The organism is Roseisolibacter sp. H3M3-2 (assembly GCF_029211165.1).
GTDB lineage: Bacteria > Gemmatimonadota > Gemmatimonadetes > Gemmatimonadales > Gemmatimonadaceae > Roseisolibacter.
In genome coordinates, this window is the sequence record NZ_JARGEK010000060.1 from 1 (window position 1) to 18,297 (window position 18,297).

The 18,297-nt window shown below is 76.2% G+C and carries 17 protein-coding genes; 6 read left to right on the forward strand and 11 right to left on the reverse strand.

The window, feature by feature from the left end; translation table 11 throughout:
• The coding region (locus PYV61_RS07405; protein WP_275829914.1) for a S9 family peptidase at positions 1 to 2,291 on the forward strand (2,291 nt) is incomplete at its 5' end.
• A gap of 77 nt (positions 2,292 to 2,368) precedes the next feature.
• On the opposite strand, the gene PYV61_RS07410 is transcribed toward PYV61_RS07405, so the two are convergent.
• Positions 2,369 to 3,490 carry a DUF4142 domain-containing protein gene (locus tag PYV61_RS07410; RefSeq protein ID WP_275829916.1) on the reverse strand — a complete coding sequence of 374 codons (1,122 nt, stop codon included), beginning with the start codon at positions 3,488 to 3,490 and terminating at the stop codon, positions 2,369 to 2,371.
• Between the two features lie 96 nt (positions 3,491 to 3,586).
• On the opposite strand from PYV61_RS07410, the gene PYV61_RS07415 reads away from it, so the two are divergent.
• The gene (locus tag PYV61_RS07415) at positions 3,587 to 4,447 is read left to right on the forward strand and encodes a hypothetical protein (RefSeq protein ID WP_275829918.1); all 861 of its coding nucleotides are present in this window, start codon (positions 3,587 to 3,589) and stop codon (positions 4,445 to 4,447) included.
• A 205-nt stretch (positions 4,448 to 4,652) separates the two neighbouring features.
• Here the strand turns inward: PYV61_RS07415 and holA are convergent, their stop codons facing one another.
• The 5 genes from holA to PYV61_RS07440 form a co-directional block, all read right to left on the reverse strand.
• Positions 4,653 to 5,747, reverse strand: a complete 1,095-nt coding sequence (gene holA, locus PYV61_RS07420; protein ID WP_275829920.1) for a DNA polymerase III subunit delta — start codon at positions 5,745 to 5,747, stop codon at positions 4,653 to 4,655.
• A 122-nt stretch (positions 5,748 to 5,869) separates the two neighbouring features.
• Positions 5,870 to 7,231, reverse strand: coding sequence for an alkyl hydroperoxide reductase (locus PYV61_RS07425; protein ID WP_275829922.1), 1,362 nt, complete (start codon positions 7,229 to 7,231; stop codon positions 5,870 to 5,872).
• 27 nt (positions 7,232 to 7,258) lie between these two features.
• A complete protein-coding gene (locus PYV61_RS07430; RefSeq protein WP_275829924.1) occupies positions 7,259 to 7,405 on the reverse strand; it encodes a hypothetical protein in 147 nt (48 codons plus the stop codon).
• Between the two features lie 75 nt (positions 7,406 to 7,480).
• Positions 7,481 to 8,104, reverse strand: coding sequence for a hypothetical protein (locus PYV61_RS07435; RefSeq protein ID WP_275829926.1), 624 nt, complete (start codon positions 8,102 to 8,104; stop codon positions 7,481 to 7,483).
• 17 nt (positions 8,105 to 8,121) lie between these two features.
• Positions 8,122 to 8,733 (reverse strand): hypothetical protein, encoded by a 612-nt coding sequence (locus tag PYV61_RS07440; protein WP_275829928.1) that lies wholly within the window; start codon positions 8,731 to 8,733, stop codon positions 8,122 to 8,124.
• 256 nt (positions 8,734 to 8,989) lie between these two features.
• Between PYV61_RS07440 and PYV61_RS07445 the strand changes: the two genes are divergently transcribed.
• Positions 8,990 to 10,009 (forward strand): MBL fold metallo-hydrolase, encoded by a 1,020-nt coding sequence (locus PYV61_RS07445; protein ID WP_275829930.1) that lies wholly within the window; start codon positions 8,990 to 8,992, stop codon positions 10,007 to 10,009.
• Between the two features lie 60 nt (positions 10,010 to 10,069).
• Here PYV61_RS07445 and PYV61_RS07450 read toward each other — a convergent pair whose 3' ends face one another.
• Positions 10,070 to 10,780 (reverse strand): hypothetical protein, encoded by a 711-nt coding sequence (locus tag PYV61_RS07450; protein ID WP_275829932.1) that lies wholly within the window; start codon positions 10,778 to 10,780, stop codon positions 10,070 to 10,072.
• 295 nt (positions 10,781 to 11,075) lie between these two features.
• Between PYV61_RS07450 and PYV61_RS07455 the strand changes: the two genes are divergently transcribed.
• Complete coding sequence (locus PYV61_RS07455; RefSeq protein ID WP_275829934.1) at positions 11,076 to 11,657, forward strand: histone H1-like repetitive region-containing protein; 582 nt, start codon at positions 11,076 to 11,078, stop codon at positions 11,655 to 11,657.
• 134 nt (positions 11,658 to 11,791) lie between these two features.
• Here the strand turns inward: PYV61_RS07455 and PYV61_RS07460 are convergent, their stop codons facing one another.
• The 4 genes from PYV61_RS07460 to PYV61_RS07475 all read right to left on the reverse strand — a co-directional run bounded on the left by PYV61_RS07460 (position 11,792) and on the right by PYV61_RS07475 (position 15,896).
• The gene (locus PYV61_RS07460) at positions 11,792 to 12,709 is read right to left on the reverse strand and encodes a DMT family transporter (protein ID WP_275829936.1); all 918 of its coding nucleotides are present in this window, start codon (positions 12,707 to 12,709) and stop codon (positions 11,792 to 11,794) included.
• Between the two features lie 242 nt (positions 12,710 to 12,951).
• Positions 12,952 to 14,337 (reverse strand): MBL fold metallo-hydrolase, encoded by a 1,386-nt coding sequence (locus tag PYV61_RS07465; RefSeq protein WP_275829938.1) that lies wholly within the window; start codon positions 14,335 to 14,337, stop codon positions 12,952 to 12,954.
• Between the two features lie 109 nt (positions 14,338 to 14,446).
• A complete protein-coding gene (locus PYV61_RS07470) occupies positions 14,447 to 15,565 on the reverse strand; it encodes a hypothetical protein (protein ID WP_275829940.1) in 1,119 nt (372 codons plus the stop codon).
• Positions 15,566 to 15,569: 4 nt separating this feature from the next.
• Positions 15,570 to 15,896, reverse strand: coding sequence for a hypothetical protein (locus PYV61_RS07475; RefSeq protein ID WP_275829942.1), 327 nt, complete (start codon positions 15,894 to 15,896; stop codon positions 15,570 to 15,572).
• 327 nt (positions 15,897 to 16,223) lie between these two features.
• On the opposite strand from PYV61_RS07475, the gene PYV61_RS07480 reads away from it, so the two are divergent.
• Positions 16,224 to 17,273: a hypothetical protein gene (locus tag PYV61_RS07480; RefSeq protein ID WP_275829944.1), complete on the forward strand. Its 1,050-nt coding sequence runs from the start codon at positions 16,224 to 16,226 to the stop codon at positions 17,271 to 17,273.
• Between the two features lie 138 nt (positions 17,274 to 17,411).
• The coding region (locus PYV61_RS07485) for a BTAD domain-containing putative transcriptional regulator (protein WP_275829947.1) at positions 17,412 to 18,297 on the forward strand (886 nt) is incomplete at its 3' end.

An 18,297-nucleotide genomic window follows, 5' to 3' on the forward strand; every position in this document is an offset into this window, starting at 1 on the left:
GGCCGTGCGCCCGCGCGCCGGCGGCGCTGGCCGCCCAGGCCGCCCCCGCCGCCACGCCGGCCGCCGCGCCGGGCGCCAAGCGGCCGATGACCTTCGTCGACATGCAGTACACGAAGGGCGTCGGCAACGTCGCGCTCAGCCCCGACGCCAAGTGGGCGCTGTACACGCTCTCCTCCCCCGACTGGAAGGAGGCGCGCTCGCAGTCCGACCTCTACGTCGTGTCGACGAGCGGCGGCGTGAAGAGCACGCGCCAGCTCACCTTCACGCGCGACAAGAACGAGACCGCGCCGAAGTGGGCGAAGGACGGCGCGTACTTCGTCTTCGCCTCCAACCGCGAGGCGCCGGCCGCGCAGGCGCAGCAGCAGCAGCTCTACGTGATGCGCCCCGACGGCGGCGAGGGGCGCCGCGTCACCGACGCCAAGGACGGCGTCTCGAACTTCGAGTTCAGCCCCGACGGGCAGTGGCTCGTCTACCGCGCCGGCAAGACCGACGAGGAGCAGCTGCACGCCCTCCCCGTCGCGGCGCTCGCCGCGGGCACCCCGCTCGACTCGCTCAAGGCGACGGCGCTCACCAAGCACCCCACCGGCGTCGGCCTGTGGCGCTGGAGCCCCGACGCGAAGCGCATCTACTTCGTCACCGCCGACACCGTCGACCGCGACGAGAAGCTCCGCCGCGAGAAGCGCTTCACCGCCAACGTGCGCAACGCCGAGGCGCCGACGTCGTCGCTGTGGGTGATGGACGTCGCCGACCGGAAGACGACGCGCCTCACGCGCGACACGTCGCTCTCGGTGACGAACTTCGTCCTCTCCGAGGACGGGCGCTACGTCGGCTTCCAGGGCGTCCCCAACAACCGGTACAAGCGCAACGTCACCGAGCAGGGGATCTACTCGGACCTGTACCTGCTCGACACGCAGGGGAACGCGATCGAGCGGCTGACCACGAACGACGAGGGCGGGGAGAGCGGCATCTCCTTCTCCCCCGACTCCAAGTGGATGGCCTTCTCGGCGTCCGACGACATGACCGCCTACAACATGAAGAACCGGCGCGTCTACCTGCGCCGGGTCGACGACAGGGGCGGCCAGTGGCGCAAGGTCGGCGCGTCGTTCGACGGCGACGTCGGCGCCGACTTCTGGTCGAAGGACGGGAAGACGATCTACTTCAACGAGGGGCTGAAGGCGACCAACCAGCTCTTCGCGCTCGACGTGGCGAGCGGCAACGTCCGCCAGGTCACCAGCGAGAAGGCGTCGCTGCAGGTCGTGCAGGACGACGACACGAAGCGCATCCTGGTCCAGTACAGCGACCCGGCGACGCCGGCCACGCTGTACCTGGCGCCGTCCATCGAGCAGGTCGCGCGGCGCGCGGCGTGGACGCAGCTCACCGACGCCAACCCGCAGGTGCGCAGCCTCGCCCTCGGCGAGACCACCGAGATCACCTGGACGTCCAAGGACGGCAAGCCGGTCGGCGGCGTGCTCGTGAAGCCGGTCGGCTACGAGCCCGGGAAGAAGTACCCGCTCCTCGTCGCCATCCACGGCGGCCCGGCCTCGGCGGACGTCCTCGGCTTCAACGGCGGCTACGGCGCGCAGGTCTACGCCGGCAGCGGCTGGGTCGTGCTGATGCCCAACTACCGCGGCTCGACCAACTACGGCGAGGCGCACAAGACGGGGATCGTCGGCAACTACTTCGACCCCGGCTACCAGGACATCATGACCGGCGTCGACAAGCTGATCGCCGACGGCATGGTCGACTCCACGAAGATGGGCGTCCTCGGGTGGAGCGCCGGCGGCCACTGGTCGAACTGGATCCTCACGCACACCGACCGCTTCAAGGCGATCTCCTCGGGCGCCGGCACGTCGAACTGGATCTCGATGTACGCGCAGAGCGACGTGCAGCGGAACCGCCAGTTCTACCTCGGCAACAAGCTCCCGTACGAGGACTTCGACGCGTACTGGAACCAGTCGCCGATCAAGTACATCAAGGCCGCCAAGACGCCGACGATGATCCACGTCGTCGAGGGCGACCCGCGCGTCCCGAGCCCGCAGAGCGTCGAGCTGCACATGGCGCTCAAGAAGCTCAACGTGCCGACGGAGCTCTACATGTACCCGGGCGCCTCGCACGGCATCCCCGACCCGCGCAACCGCCTCGTGAAGAGCGTCGCCGAGAAGGCGTGGATGGACTACTACGTCCTCGGCAGCGGGAAGAAGTTCGCCTGGCGCGACGTCCTCAAGACGATCGAGGACACGCCGGGCGCGCCGCAGGCGCCGACGGCGGTGGGGATCCAGGACCAGCCGTAGGCTCCGCCCGAACGACGCTGCGGGCTGCGGGCTGCGGATTCGAACCCGCGGTCCGCAGCCCGCAGCGCGTTGTAGGGCTACCGCCCGCCGACCCGCGCCTGCAGCGCGCGCGCCTCCTCAAGGTGCGCCGCCACCGCCGGGCGGACCTGCGACTGGAGCGCCGTCTTCAGCTCGGCGTTCTCGCCGCGCGCGATCGCCGCGTCGACGAGGGCGAGCGTGCGCGCGTGCGCGGCCACCTGCTGCGCGACGTAGGCGCGGTCGAACGCGCTCGCGCCGCCGCCCGCACTCATCGCGCCGGCACTCATGTCGTGCCCCGCGTGCGGGTTCGCGGCGGCGCCGGCGCGCGTGGTGTCGGTGGTGCCGGGCATCGGGCTGCTCGCCGGGCTCGTACCCCCGGGGGTCACGCCGGGCGTCGTCGCGCCCGCGACCCGACCGCTCCCGCGCGTCGGATCGGTGGTGGTCCCCGTCGGCGGCGTGCCGCCGGTGGTCCCGCCCGTGGTGCTTCCCGTCGTGCCGGGCGTGCCCGTCGTGCCCGGCATCGGGCTGCTGGCCGGCGACGTGCCGCCGGGCGTCGTGCCGGGGGTCGCGCCGCTGAGCGCGCTGCCGCTGGCTGGGGTCGTGGTGCTCGCCGCGCCGCCGGTGCCGCTCGGCAGCATCTGCAGCTCGCGCTGCTGGAGCGCCGGGAGCTGGCTGTCGGGGAGCGCCGGCGCGACGCCGGCGCGCTGGCCGAGCTGCATCCCCTGCTGGTCGAGCGCGGTGTGCTCGGTGATCATCCGCTGCGCGAACGCGCGCACGCCCGAGTCGGCCGCCTCGCGCACCGCGCGCTGCCCGGCGGCGATCTCGCCGAGGTTGGACTCGTGCAGGAGCGCCAGCGCGTGCGCGTCGGAGCGCAGCGAGGCGACGATCGGCGCCGCCGCCGCGTCCGCGCCCGCCCCCGCCATGTCGGGCGACGGGGACGGCGCCCGCATCGGAGTCGCCGAGTCCGTGCGCGCGGCGCCCGGGGTCGGCGTCGCCGGCCGCGCGGTGGGGATCTCCTTCGTGACCCGGCCGGGGACGACCTCGCCGCTCGCGCTGCCGGTGCGTGGCGCGCGGGTGGTGTCGCGCGTGGCGGGCTGCTGGGCCGACGCGGGGCCCGCCGCGCCGGCGACGAGCACGACCGTCAGCGCGGCCGCGCTCAGTGGAGTGCGTCGAACGCGCATGTCCTACCTCCGCTCGTGATCTGGTACGTGGACTCGCAGGAAGTGCCGGCGCGGGGGGGCCGCAGCCCGCGTGCCCCGGCGGCTACATTTGCCCGGATGCGGACCGGCGTGCTCCTGGTGCACGGGATGGGCGAACAGAGCGAGCGCACCTTCGGCGTCGAGTTCGAGCGTGCGATACGCCCCCGTCTCGCGCGGCGCGGCGTGGGCGACGCCGAGGTGGCGTTCCGCCGCGGCTACTGGGCCGACCTGCTCAACGACCGCGAGCGCGACCTCCTGGCCCAGCTCGGCCGCGGCGGCCCGCTCGCCTACCGCGGGCTGCGCGGCTTCGTCGTCAACGCGCTCGGCGACGCGGTCGCCTACCGCCGCGCCCCGACCGGCGGGCGCAGCGTATACGACGACGTCCACGACCGCATGCACGACCACCTCGGCGCCCTCCGCCGCGCCCTCGGCGACGTCGACGCGCCGGTCGTGGTCGTCGCCCACTCGCTCGGCAGCGTCATCGCGTCCGACTACCTGTGGGACGCGCAGCACCCGGCCACCGGCCGCACCCCCGCCGACACGCCGTTCGAGCGGCTGCACACGCTGGCGGGGCTGGTCACCTTCGGCAGCACGCTCCCGCTCTTCACGCTGGGGCTGCCGAAGGTCGTCGCCGTCGCCCCGCCGCGCGAGAGCCCGCTGCTCTCCCCCGCGGTGCGCGCCGTCGCGCGGTGGCACAACTACTACGACCCCGACGACGTCCTCGGCTGGCCGCTCCGCACCGTCGAGCCGCTGGCCCCGCTCGCGCCCGGCGAGCACGCGTACGCCGACGCGGTCGACGCCGACCACGCGATCGAGGTGGGGAGCGCGCTCACCGGCTGGAGCCCGGCGGCGCACGTCGGCTACTGGGAGGACCGGAACTTCCTGGAGCCCGTCGCCGACCAGATCGCGGCGGTGGCCATCGCGGCCCGGCCGGACTGAAGAGCTGCGACCTGATCGCGCCCGGCATCCGGTCGCGACCGGTCACGGTTCAACCATCGGGGAATCGGATCAGGTCCGATCAGGACGGATCCGGCGGATGGGCGTTCGGAGCCGCGAGGAGCGATCCGAAGCATCCTTCTCATCCGCCCGATCCGTTCTCCCTGCTGTTGAATTGCGCAGCCGCGCAGCCGCGCAGCCGCCCTTGTCAGGCCGCCCGCCGCCCCCGGTCGTTCGGCAGCGCGCACAGCGCGAGCACGAGCGTGTCCACGACCTGCTCGTCCGACGACACGCGCGTGTCCTTGAGCGACGCGTCGGCCTCCAGCAGCAGCGTCAGCGCGCGGTCCAGCGCCGGCGCGGTCCAGCGGTCCACGGCGGCGACCCACGCCTTCACCGCCTCCCCCCACGGCCGCCCGACGTAGGCGCCCCCGGCCTCCTTGAGGAGGTTGAAGAACTCGCCGTTGAGCGCGCCCGGCGACGCCCCCTGCGCGCGCCGCGCCTGCCCCCACGCGATCGCCAGCATCTGCGTCGACAGCGCGAACACCGTCGTCACCGCCGACGCCTTGGGCTGCGCGAGCACGTGCCCGACCAGCGCCGCCGCCGTGCGCGCGTCCTGCCGCGCCACCGCGTCGAGCAGGTCGCCGAGGGTCTCGCCGCGGCGCACGCCCACGACCGCCGTCACCGCCGCCTCGTCGACCACGATCTCGCCGCCGCCGCCGCCCGCCGCGTCGCGCTCCCCGCGCGCGTAGCTCACCACCTTGTCGAGCTCCGCCGCGAGCTGCTGCAGCTCGGTCCCGACGCCGCCGACCAGCAGCCGCACCGCCTCCGGGGTGACCGTCGCGCCCAGCTCCGCCTGCGCGTGGTGCGCGATCCAGCGCGCGGTGCGCTCCTCGTTCAGCGGCGCGAACTCGTACGCGTCGGCCGCCCCGGCGAGCTTCGCATCGGCCTTCGCCCCCGCCGGCGACAGGAGCAGCAGCACGGTGTCGGGCGCCGGCCGCTGCAGGTACCGGTCGAGCGCCGCGCGCGCGTCCTTCTTGAGCGCCCCGACGTCGCGCACCGCCACCAGCCGCCGCTCCGCCATCATCGGCGGCGTCGCCAGCAGCCCGTCGAGCGTCTGCGCGTCCAGCTCCCCCCCCCGCCGCACCTCGCAGTTGAAGTCCCGCGTCGCCGGGTCGACCGCGGCCGCCATCAGCTGGCGCACCGCGTCCTCCTTCAGGTAGTCGTCCTCGCCGTGGAAGTAGTACGCGGCGGCGAACGCCTTCGTCTTGAAGGCGGCGTTGAGGGTCTTGTGGGCAGTCGACATGACCGGGTACTGCGGGAGTCGCGAGAGCGGGAGTCGCAACGGCGGGAGTCGCGACCGCGCGCTGGAAGGTACGCAGTCGCGACTCCCGCCGTGAGGACTCCCGCGGTGACGACTCCCGCCCTTCAGGTCAGCGCGACCTCCGCCTGCTCCCCGGTGTCCAGGTCCAGCGTGACGACGCGATGCGCATTCGTGTCCGCCACCCACACCCGCCCCCCGCCGATCGCCAGCCCGCCGGGCTCGTGGAAGCCGCGCTGCCAGGTCGTGACGGCGCGCGTGGCCGGGTCGACCCAGCGGAGCGCGTCGTTGTAGCTGTCGGCGACGAGGAGGCGGCCGTCGGGGGCCAGCGCGACGCCCTGCGGGTGCTGCAGCCGGGCGGCGTCGCCGACGTCGTCGCGGTCGCCGAAGTCGAACAGCCCGGTGCCGACGACCGTGCGCACCGTGCCCGCCGGCGCGGCGTCGGCGGCGCGCACCGCGCTCGACTCGGCGTCGGCGAACCAGAGCGTGCGGCCGTCGGTCGCGATCCCCATCGGCTGCGCGAGCAGCGCGTCGGCCAGCGCGCCGTCCATCAGGTCCTCCCCGCGCCCGCCGGCGTGCGCGCTGGCGGCGCCGGTCGCGGGGTCGACGATCCACAGCTGGTGCGTCCCCGCCATCGCCACCGCCAGCGTCGGGCGCCCGTCGACGACGGCGTACGCGAGGTCCCACGGCGACGCCAGCGCGCCGGCGCGCCGGTCCTCGCGCGTCCGGACGCGGGCGCCCGTGCCGGCGAGGGTGCGCACCGCGCCCGTCGCCAGGTCGACCGCGCGCACCGCGTGGTTCCCGGCGTCGGCGACGAACAGCGTCCCCGCGTGCGCCCCCGTCCCGAACGCGAGCCCCTGCGGGTTGTCGAAGGTGGCCGCGTCGGCGGGGCCGTCGGCGGCCGCGCGCAGGTCGTCGCGCGTCGCCCCCGTGCCCACCGGCCCCGTGCCGGCCGACGTCGCGCCGCCGCGCCCGACCACGCGCTCGACGGTCAGCCGCGTCCCGCCCGCGTCGAGGCGGCCGACCAGCACGCGGTGGCGCGCCGAGTCGGCGACCGCGAGGCGGCGCACGCCGTCGGCGTCGGGCGCCGAGACCGCCACCTTGCCGGGGTAGCGCAGCGCCGAGTCGGCCGGCGGCGGCGCGGGCGCGGGCGGCGTCGGGAGGTCGGCCGCCATCGCCGGCTCGGCGGCCAGCGCGGCGACCAGCGGCATCAGCTCGTCGGCGGTCAGCTCGCCGGCCTGCACGGCGACCGCGTAGCCGCGCGCGTCGACCACGGCCAGCGTCGGCCAGGCGCGCACCGCCCACGACCGCCAGACGCGGAACTGCCGGTCGTTGACGACCGCGTGGTGCACCCCCAGGCGCGCGGCGGCGTGCGCGATGCGCGCCGTCTCGCGTTCGGCGATGAACTTCCCGCTGTGCACGCCGACGACGGCGAGCTGGCGGGGGAACCGGCGCTCGAGCTCCCGCACCTGCGGGAGGACGTGGACGCAGTTGATTCAGCCGTACGTCCAGAAGTCGAGCAGCGCGACGCGGCCGCGCAGGTCGGGGAGCGCGAGCGCGCGCCCGTCGGTGTGCAGCCAGTCGAGCCCTGCGGGGAAGTCCGGGGCGCGCACGAGGCGCGGGCCGGCGGTCGGGTCGCTCATCGGGGCGGGGACGCGGGACGGGGCGGGCGGCGTGCACGATCCACGCCGCCCGCCCAGCCGCGACCGCCCGTCCGCTCAGAAGCCGAAGCCGCTGTCCTCGCCGCCGGCGCGGTCGACGACCACGGTGTAGCCGCTGAAGTGCTTGATGCGGCCGAACAGGAAGCCGTTCGCCGGGTCGCGCTGCGGCACCAGGCTGGCGTCGGTCTTCGACTCGTCCACGCAGCTCGCGGCGCCGGTCGGGCACCACGCGAAACGGAACGCCGGGTCGTTGGCCGCCGCCTTGTCGTAGAGGTAGAGCGTCACGGTCTTCGTCGGCACGAACCGCACGTCCGGGCTGAAGCGGATCTGCGGACGCCCGCTCGCGTCGGTCCACGCCTTCGCCTGGAAGGTGATGTACTTCGACAGCGGCGTGCAGGCCGAGTTCCAGGTCGCGGGGCCGTACCCCGACGTGGCCGGGTCGCACACCGCGTTGGTCGGGAACACCACCTTGTGGGCGCCGACGCGCACGGTCACCGACGTGTTCGGGCCGTAGCTGAAGCTCACGCGCGACGTGTCGCCGCCGGAGCTGCTCGAGCCGGTGCTGCTGCTGATGCTGATCGTGCCGCGGCTCGGCGCGTCGGCCGGCGCGAGCGGGGCGGTGGCCGCGTCGCCGCAGGCGGCGAGCAGGGCGACGGCGGGGAGCAGGAGGCGCTTGATCATCGGTCGCGTCCCCTCGCTCAGCGGCGGCCGGTGGAGACCATCCACCCCGAGAAGTGCGGCACCTCCATCGTGACCTTCGACTTGTCGACGGCGACGATCGTCGGCGCGAACTCGGTCACCAGCGCGAGGCCGAGCGTCTGGTCGAGCGCCGACGCGTCGAGGAAGTGCGCCCCGGCGATCCGCGACGCGCCGGCCATCGACGCGAAGTCGATCCCCTTCGTCTCGAACTCGAGCTTCACCGGCACGCGGAACGTGGTGCCGTGCGGCTGGAACTCGTAGGCGACGATGCGGCCGCCGACGCGCGTCACGCTGAACGTGAGGTTCGTCGTCACCGCGCCCTTCGGCACCGTCAGCTTCATGCCGCCGACGCCGAGGCTGCCGCCGGCGGGGCCGATCACCTTGGTCGCCGTCTCCTGCTTCGCCTCCTTGAGCCACAGCAGCCCCTGCACCGCCGTCGGCGCGGTCACCGTCCCGAGCGTCGCGCCGAGCAGGTCGCGGCGCGGCGCGGCGTCGGGGGCGGCCTGCGGGAGCCGCGGCGCGGACGCGCCGTCGGCGCAGGCGGCGAGCAGCGCGATCGCGCTCGCGGCGAGGGTGCGGACGGCGGCGGTGCGGAAGCGGGCGGTCGTCATGACGGGGATGGTGCGGGTCCGTTGGAGGGGGAGTGGCCGCGCCGTCTGTGGCACGCGCCTCGGATCAGCCCTCGCCAAGAGATGTCGGCCCCGTCATGCGCGGACTTGAGCGCCTTTGCGCGCCGATTCGCGAAAACTTGAGGGGTTCCGCGTCACGCCGCGGGCTCCCCGCGTCACGCCGTCCGACGTCCCGACCGCCGGCGTGACGCCCGGCGGCGCCTTGCGCGCGCCGGGCGCGCGTGCTTGCTCTCCGCGCGTGACCCAGACCCCCGATCACCGCCGCCCCGGCGGCGGCTTCGCGAACCCGTGGCCCGGCAGCGAGCGCGCCGGCCTCGCCGGGCTGCTGCGCTGGATGCTGGTCGAGCGGCGCGGCGTGCTCCGGACCCCCGACCCGGCGCGCGTGGCGGCGGCGTTCCCGCGCGTCTCGCCGGCGTTCGACGCGCCGCGCGCCGCCCCCGGCGCGGTCACCGCCACCTGGATCGGGCACAGCGCGTTCCTGCTGCAGGTCGGCGGGTGGAACGTGCTGGTCGACCCGGTGTTCGGCGAGCGCGCGTCGCCGGTGCCGTTCGCCGGGCCGCGCCGCTTCACGCCCCCCGGCCTGCCGCTCGAGGCGCTGCCGCCGCTCGACCTCGTGCTGCACTCGCACGACCACTACGACCACCTCGACGCGCCGACCGTGCGCGCGCTGGCGCGGCTCCACCCGAAGGCGCGCTGGCTCGCCCCGCTCGGCGTCGCGCGCACCCTCGCGGCGCTCGGCGCGCCCGGGGCGGCGGAGCTGGACTGGTGGGAGACGCGCGACGTCGGCCCGCTGCGCGTCGGCTTCGTGCCGGCGCAGCACTTCTCGGGGCGCGGCGTCTCGAACCGCGACGCGTCGCTGTGGGGCGGGTGGACGCTGCACGCCGGCGACGCGCCGGGGGTGTTCTACTCGGGCGACACCGGGCTGCACCCCGAGTTCGCGCGCATCGGCGCCGAGCGCGGGCCGTTCGCGCTGGCGCTGGTGCCGATCGGCGCGTACGCGCCGCGCTGGTTCATGCGCCCGGTGCACATGGACCCCGACGACGCGGTGGCGGCGTGGCGCGCCGTCGCCGAGGGGCAGCGCGCGTCGCGCCCCGACCTCCCGCCGCCCGCGTTCGGCGGGATGCACTTCGGCACCTTCGTGCTCACCGACGAGCCGGTGGACGAGCCGCCGGCGCGGACGCGGGCCGCATGGGACGCGGCGGGACTCGACCCCGCGCGGCTGTGGATCCCGCGGCACGGGGAGACGTGGCGGGGCTGAGCTGCGGGCTGCGGGCTGCGGATCCGAACCCGCCGTCCGCAGCCCGCAGCGCCCGTCGCGTCAGCGCGTGATCGCCACCGGCCGCAGCTCCAGGTGCAGGTTGTGGTTCACCCGCACCCCCGCGACGCCGTCCGTCGGCACCGCGCCCGCGGCGACCGCGAACACCGGCGTCTCGCCGACGAGGAAGCGCGTCGAGTCCTGGTCGACGCGGACCGCGAGGTCGTAGGTCGCGCGCCCCGAGCCGTCCTGCTTCGGGACGGCCGGCGCGGCGGTCCACCCGCGCACGTCGCGCGTCCCGGCGCCCTCGCGCACGCGCACCAGGTACTCGCCGGTGCCGCGCACGATGAAGTAGGTGTAGCGCTGCCCCTCCCCCTCCAGGTCGCGCCCCCCCACGACGACGCCGAACGCCTCGGGGTGCGACGGGGCCTCGAGCTGCGTGAAGCGGGCGCGCGCGGTGTAGCGGCCGCTCGCCGTGTCGCCGGCGGCCCACAGCACGTGCGCGGGGCCGGTGGTCACCTCCCACGCGCCGTCGCCCTTCGCGACGTACTTCGCGTCGGCGATCGCCTGCGCGGGGCGGTCGGTGCGCCCGGTGTAGCCCGCGGGGACGCCCTGCGCGCCCGCGGCGACGCGCGTCGGGTCGGCCGCGTCGGCGGTCGCCGCGGCGGTGTCGGGGGCCGCGGCCGCCGTGTCGGCGCCGTCCTTCGCGGCGCCGCCGCAGGCGCCGAGGAGTGCCGCGCACGCGACGAGGCGCGGGGTCGTGATCCGCATCATGCATCCCTCCACTGGTGGTTCGGTCCGATGCCGCGGCCGGTGTGCGGCGGGCGCGGGGAAGATACCGAGGCGTCGCCGCGGCGCGCGCGCGGCGCCCGCGCGCGCACGAAATCCTGTCACACGCCTTGCGCGCCGGCGCGACCCGGGCATACGTATTAAGCCGCCAGGTGCGACCATTTCGCATCGGGCCGCACGCCGGGACCGGCGCGCGTGCAGGGTCCTCGAGGCGTCCTCGTCGCGCTGTGTGCCTAATTCTTGCACAGCCCGGGGCGAACCCAAACCAGGGAGGCCACGCATGGCGACTCGCACGAAGTCCTCCGGTACGTCGGGCGCGCGCAAGAGCGCCCGGAAGAGCTCCGGCTCGAGCAGCAAGCGCGCGGGCGCGAAGCGCTCCTCCGCGAAGCGCTCGACCGCCAAGCGCTCGACGGCCAAGAAGTCCTCGGCCCGCAAGTCGACGGCGAAGAAGTCCGCCGCCCGCAAGTCGACCGCCCGCAAGTCCACGGCGCGCAAGTCGACGGCGCGGAAGTCCACGGCGCGGAAGTCCACGGCGCGCAAGACCACCGCCCGCAAGTCGACCGCGAAGCGCTCGACGGCCAAGAAGTCCTCGGCCCGGAAGTCCTCGGCCCGGAAGGCGACGGCGAAGCGCTCCTCCTCCAAGCGCGCGACGTCGAAGCGCGCCGGCGGCCGGAAGCGCGCCGCCGCGTCCTCAGACTCGGGTGCGAGTACCGGCACCAGGGGCGCGACGCGCGTCCCGGCGCCGCTCCGGCGCGTCGGGCGCGTGGCCAGCGAGATCGCCAGCCAGGCGATGGAGCTCGGCGAGCGCGTCGGGGAGAAGGTCACCGCGCCGATCGGGGAGCTGGTCCGCCGCGTGACCTGAGCGCCGCCGACGGCGGCCTCCCGGGGGCATCCCGCGCGCGCACGACGGCGCGCGGGGCGCCCCCGGCGTCCGTTCCCCCCCACGCGTGACGCAACCCCGCGCACCCCGCGCGCACGTCGCGCACCCCGCGCGCGTCAGGCGGCCGCCGGCTCCTCCTCGGGCGCCGCGCCGACCGGCGGGCGCGCCGACCGGCGGAGCGCCAGCACCAGCGTCGCCGCGACGATCGTGAGCGCGCCGGCGGCGGTCCACGCGGTCGGCCGCTCCGCGAACACGAGCCACCCCCACGCGGCCGCGAACACCAGCTGCAGGTAGCCGACCGCCGTCGCCCGCGCCGCCGGCTCGCGCTGCAGCCCCTTCGTCAGCTGCACCTGCGCCAGCTGCGTGGCCACGCTCATCGCCACCAGCACCGCCCACTCGCGCGGCGTCGGCCACACCCACCCGGCCACCGCCAGCGGCACGGTGAGCGGCACCGTCACCAGCGGCAGGTAGAGCGTCACGCGCGGCGCCGGCTCCGCGGTCCCCAGCTTCCGGATCGTCACGTACGCCGCCGCGCTGCCGAGCGACCCGAGGAGCGCCACCGCGACCGCGCCGAGCGGGATTGCCGACCCGCCCGCGCCGAGCAGCGCCGCCGGGCGCACCACGAGGACGACGCCCGCGACGCTCGCCGCCAGGCACAGCGCCTCGCGCCGCCCCACCCGCTCGGCGAGCAGCGCCGCCGCCAGCACGCTCGCCCAGATCGGGTTCGTGTACTGCAGCAGCGTCGCCTCGGCGAGCGGCAGGCGCACCAGCGAGGCGTAGAAGCAGGTCAGCCCGAGGCACCCGAAGGCGCCGCGCGCGAGCAGCGCGCGCTGCCGCGCCGGGTCGTCGCTGCGCAGCGCGAGCCCCGCCCGCCGCAGCGCCGCCCAGCTCATGCCGAGCGTCAGCACCGCGCGCACCAGCACCAGCTCCTGGCTCGGCAGCCGCCGCCCGCCGAGCTTCACGCACAGCGCCATGACGGAGAACCAGAAGGCGCTGAGCGCCATGTGGCGGAGGCCACCGGGACGGGAGGACACGGGAGGAAGGTAGCGCGGGCGGCGAGCGTCGAGCGGTGAGCGTCGAGGGAACTCCTCGGAGGCCGACCGTCGTCTCGCGGCGGAGCCGCCTGCGCAGGGCCACCCAAGCGCCGAGCGCCGGGCGCCGAGCGACAGTGCCCGCGGCGCTCGGCGCCCGGCGCTCGGCCTGCGACGCGACGGGGGCTCCGCCGCGGGACGACCTGTCCCCCACACGGAGCCCCCTCGACGCTCGCCGCTCGCCGCTACACCGTCACCACGTCTCCCGGCGCCGGCACCTGCACCGCGAAGCCGCGTCCCGTGAGCATCGCCCGCAGCGCCTCCTGCGCCGGCTGCTCGCCGTGCACCAGGTACACCGGCGGCGGCGCCGGCGACGCGGCGCCGACGGCGTCGAGCCAGCGCGCGAGGTCGGCGCGGTCGCCGTGGGCGCTGTACCCGTTCAGCACCTCGACCCGCGCGCGCAGCGGCACGTCCTCGCCGAGGATCCGCAGCGTCGCCCGCCGCTCCACGATCCGCCGCCCGAGCGTGTGCTCGGCCTGGAAGCCGACGATCAGGATCGTGTTCCGGGGGTCCGACGCGCCGTGCATGAGGTGGTGCAGGATGCGCCCCGACTCGGCCATCCCGCTCGCCGAGATGACCACCATCGGCCCGCGCTGCGCGTTGAGCGCCTTGGAGTCCTGCACGTCGCGCACGTAGCGCACGAGCCCGAACTGGAACAGCTCGCGCGTCGCGTTCACCAGCGCCTCGCCGCGGTCGTAGACCTCGGGGTTGGCGGCGAACACCCCCGTGGCGTCGACGGCCAGCGGGCTGTCGATGACGATCGGGATGCGCGGGACGCGGTCCTGGGTGTAGAGCTCGTGCAGGTCGTACACCAGCTCCTGCGTCCGGCCGACGGCGAAGGCGGGGATCAGCACCCGCCCCCCGCGCGCGGCGGTGTCGCGCACGATCGCCGCCAGCCGCTCGCGGGCGTCCTCGTACGGCGGGTGGTCGCGGTCCCCGTAGGTGGACTCGAGGATCACGGCGTCGGCGCCGTCGGTCGGCGGCTCGGGGTCGCGGATGATCGGCAGCCCGCTGCGCCCGACGTCGCCCGAGAAGACCAGGCGGCGCGCGCGCCCGTCCTCCACGGCCTCCAGCACCACCGACGCGGAGCCGAGGATGTGGCCGGCGTCGGTGAAGCGCGCGCGGACGCCGGGGAGGACGTCGAACCAGCGGTGGTACGGGACGCCGATCATCTGCTGCTGCACGCGGACGGCGTCCTCCTTCGTGTAGAGCGGCTCGACCGACTCCCGCCCGCGGCGCGAGAGGTACTCGGCGTCCTTCTCCTGGATGTGCGCCGAGTCGCGCAGCATGATGCCGCACAGATCCCGGGTCGCGGCCGTCGCCCAGATGTCCCCGCGATAGCCCTCGTTCACGAGGTACGGCAGCCGCCCCGCGTGGTCGATGTGCGCGTGGCTCAGGATCACCGCGTCGATCTCGCCCACCGGCAGCGGCAGCCGCCGGTTCTTCGACTCGGACTCGCGGCGGCGCCCCTGGAACAGCCCGCAGTCGAGCAGGATCGTCTTCCCGTTCGCCCGCACGATGTGGCAGCTGCCCGTCACCTCGCGGGCGGCGCCGCTGAACTCGATCTGCACGTGGGATCCTCGCGGAGGGGTGTCGCACGCCTGCCGGCCGCGGCGAAGATACCACGCCCCCCCGCGCGCCGCCCGCCGGGCGACGACCCGTCCGACGGCGCCCGTCGTCTCAGGGCGCCGCGTCCGCCGCGATGAACCCGTCGCGCCGCCAGCGCACCGCCTCGGCCTCCGTGTCGCGCAGCGCCGCACGCAGCGACGCCGCGAGCTCGCCCGGCGCGTACCGCCGCCACAGGTCGAGGGAGCGGACGCGGAAGAAGTGGACCTGCTCGGGATCCGTGAGCTCGGCGCGCATCGCGTCGAGCAGCGACTCGGGGAGCAGCCCGCCCTCGGAGCCCTGGTTGTCCTGCCGCCAGCGCCCCGACCAGCGCTGGAAGTACGTCACCGGCTCGGTGGTCCGGAACGGCCCCTCCGGCAGCGCGAGCGCGGCGACCGCGTGCATCAGGTGCAGCCGCTGCGGCCGCTCGTCGTCCACCGCCACGCGCCACGCCCCCTGCCGCGCCAGGGCGCCGGGCGCGCCCACGGCGAGCGAGCGCTCGCGCAGCACCGCGCGCACGACGGCGAGGTTCTCGGGGAAGTCGCGCCGCCACGCGTCGCCCGACCAGCTCCACCTGGACGCGAAGCTCCGCTGCAGGTCGCCGTCGATGCGCACCGAGGCGTGCAGCGCGCGCAGGTTCGCCCTCGCCGCCTCCAGCGTGTAGTGCTTCTTGAAGCCGCGCCACCCGATCACGATCCCCGCCGCCGGGTCGTCCACGCGGATGGCCCACGACGGCTCGTGCACCGGATCGCGGTCGTACGTCTGCTCCTGCACCAGCCAGCGCAGCCCCGCGTCGTCGAGGACGCCGAGGCCCGGCCGCGGCCCCCACCCGAGCTCCGGCAGCCGCAGCGCGCCCGCGGCGAGCAGCGCGTCGAGCCGCTCGCGCGGCAGGTCGGGCGCGACGACGGCGACGCCGAGCACCTCGGCCCACGACGTCTGCCCGTTGAGGTGGCTGCGGTACGGGCGGCGGAACTGGTAGGCGCGCCAGTCGGCGCCGCGCTCCGTCACGCGGTCGTCGATCGCGAGCGCCGCGGGCACGGCCACGCGCACGACGCCGTCGAGGGCGTGCACCGTGTGCGGCTGGCGCGCCCACACGCCCGTGGCGCGGCCGCACGCGGCGAGAAGCGTGGCGAGCAATCCCATGGCGAGGCGGGTCGGGAGTCGGGCGGGGATGCGGATCGCGGGCGTCGGCATGCGCTCACCCGCCGTCCGCGTCGTACACGTCGGGCAGCGTCGCGAGGAAGCGGTCGCGGTCGGCGGCGAGCGCGTACCCCTCGCCGCCGCTGGTCGCCATGCTCGCGTAGTTGTCGATCCACCGCCTGGCGTCGGCGAGGGCCCGCGCCGCGCCGGCGTGGTCGCCCTCGCCGCGCAGCCGGCGCATGCGGTCGGCGTGCAGCTCCGCCGTCACGTACGCGAACGCGACGTGCGGCACCGCGTCGCGGATCAGCCGCTCGGCGTCCTCGATCCGTCCCTCGCGCGCCAGCGCGTCGGCGCGCCGGTACCACTCCGACCGCTCCGCGCTCATGCCGCCTCGACGTGCCTGCGGGACGACAGCGGCGCCCGTGTGGGGAACGGCTCGACGTCGATCATGGATGCGTCACTCCGAGGCGGGAAGGGGCGGCGGGGCGCGGCGGGTGTGTCGCGCCCCGCATGGATCGCGACGGCCATCGCCCGCGCATCACCCGGGATCACCCGGGCGCGTCGTCGCCCCAGGGACGTGGGTGATCGGCCCGTGACGGGCGCCCGTATCGTATCCCCCTCACCCCGAGCGAACCGGAGTCCCCATGCCGCCACGTCCACCGCGCCTCGCCGCCCCCGGCGGGTCGCCGCCCCCCCCGCCGCGCGGCCGCTCGTGATCGCGCTCGGCTACCTCCTCGCGCTGGCCGCGGGCGGGCTGATCGTGGCGCTCGCCCGGCTGCAGCTGACGCGGATGCCGGGCGGCGACGCCGGCGTCGGGCACGCGTGGGCGATGCTGGGCGGGCACGCCGCGCTGCTGGCGATCCTGCTGGCCCTCACCGCGGTGGTCGCGATCGCCGGACGCCTCCCGGCGACGCCGGTGGCCGGGAGCTGGCGCGCGCTGCCGGCGCTGCTCTTCGTCCTCGTGAGCGGGGCGGCCGCCGCCTCGGCGGCCGCGGCCGCGCCGACGAGCGCGGTCGCGCCGTGGAGCCCCGCCGCCGCGACGCGCCTGCTTCCGCTGCTGGTGCCGCTCCTGCTCACCGTCGCCGCCGGCCTGCTGCTGCGCGGCCCGACGCCGGGCCCCTGGCCGACGCGACTCCTCGGCCTCGTCGCGCTGCAGGCGGCGGCGTTCGCCCTGGTGCTCGCGCTCCCGTCCGTCGGACGATGGGTCGACGGGCGACGCGCGGCCGCGCGGCGTGACCCGTCCGCGCTCGACGCCTTCCAGCGGCAGGCGCTCGCCGACGCCGACTCGCTCGACCCGGCCACGCAGCTCGCGCGGCTGCTCGCCCTGACGCGCGACGGGAACCACCCGACGATCCGGCAGCGGGCCCTCGCGCGGATCCGGACGCTGCCGGAGTGGGAGACGCGCGTGGCCGACGTGCTGGCCGGGCCGGACGCCGACGCGGCGTTCGTCTTCCTCGCATCGCACGACGTGTCGGACCCGGCCCCGTACGCGCGCGCGGCCGCCGCCGGCGTGCGGGCCGAGGCGGCGCGGGTCCGCGCGCGCATCCGGAACGCGTCGCACCCGTCGCACCTGTACGCGGGGCTCATGGTCTTCGAGGTGGACGCGATCCTGGGTACGCTGACGCGGCTCTCCGGCGCGGGCGTGGACCACGCCCCCGCGCTGCGCGAGCTCCGCGCCGCGTTCGACGAGCCCGCGCCCTGGCCGCACCCGCGCTACCGGGCGGTGGACGCGATCGACCGCTGGCTGCGCACGCGCCGGTGAGCGGCGCCGGGCGACGGGCGAGGCGAGACGCGGGGTGATGCGCGGGTCGGCGCCGGCGCGCTTGCCGCGGCCGTCCGGGTCGGTACGTTTGCGGACGCGCCCGCCGCCGGGCGCCCCCCGCGCCCGTGCCCTCCCTCCGTGCTCCACCTCCAGACCTTCGGCGGCCTCACCGTCTCGCACGCCGAGCGCGCGCTCGGCGGCGCCACCGCGCAGCCGCGCCGCCTGGCGCTGCTGGCCGTGCTCGCGCGCGTGGGCGAGCGCGGCGTCTCCCGCGAGCGGCTGCTGGCACTGTTCTGGCCCGACGAGGAGGAGGAGCGCGCGCGGCGCGCGCTGGCGCAGGCGCTGTACGCGCTGCGCCGCGACCTCGGCGACGAGCGCGCGATCGTCGGCACGCAGGAGCTGCGCGTCGACCCCGACGCGATGGCGAGCGACGTCGCGGCGTTCGCCGCGCACGTGAAGGGCGGACGCCTCGCCGAGGCGGCGGCGCTGTACGCGGGGCCGTTCCTCGACGGCTTCCACCTGGTGGGCGCGCCGGCGTTCGAGCGGTGGGCGGAGGAGGAGCGCGGCTCGCTCGCCCGCTACCACGCCCGCGTGCTGGAGCGGCTGGCGACGGCGGCCGAGCGCGCGGGGCGCGCCGACGAGGCGGCGGCGCACTGGCGCGCGCTCGCCGCCGCGGACCCGCTCGACGCGCGCGTGACGGTGCGGCTGATGGAGGCGCTGGAGGCCACCGGCGACCGCGCGGGGGCGCTCACGCAGGCCCGGATCTACGAGGTGCTGGTCGCGCAGGAGCTGGAGCTGGCGCCCGACAGCGCGGTGCTGGCGCTGGCGGCGAGGCTCCGCGCGCCGCCCCCGCCCGCGCCGCCCGCGCCGCCAACGGTGGCAGCGCAGGAAGTGGAGGCGCCGACGGCGCCGGTGCCGGACGCGCCGACGCCGGAGCCTGCGGTGTCGGCGCCTGCGGTGTCGGCGCCTGCGGTGTCGGAGCCCCGCGCGGCGGAGGCGCCGGCGGTTCCGCCGCCCCTCGCCG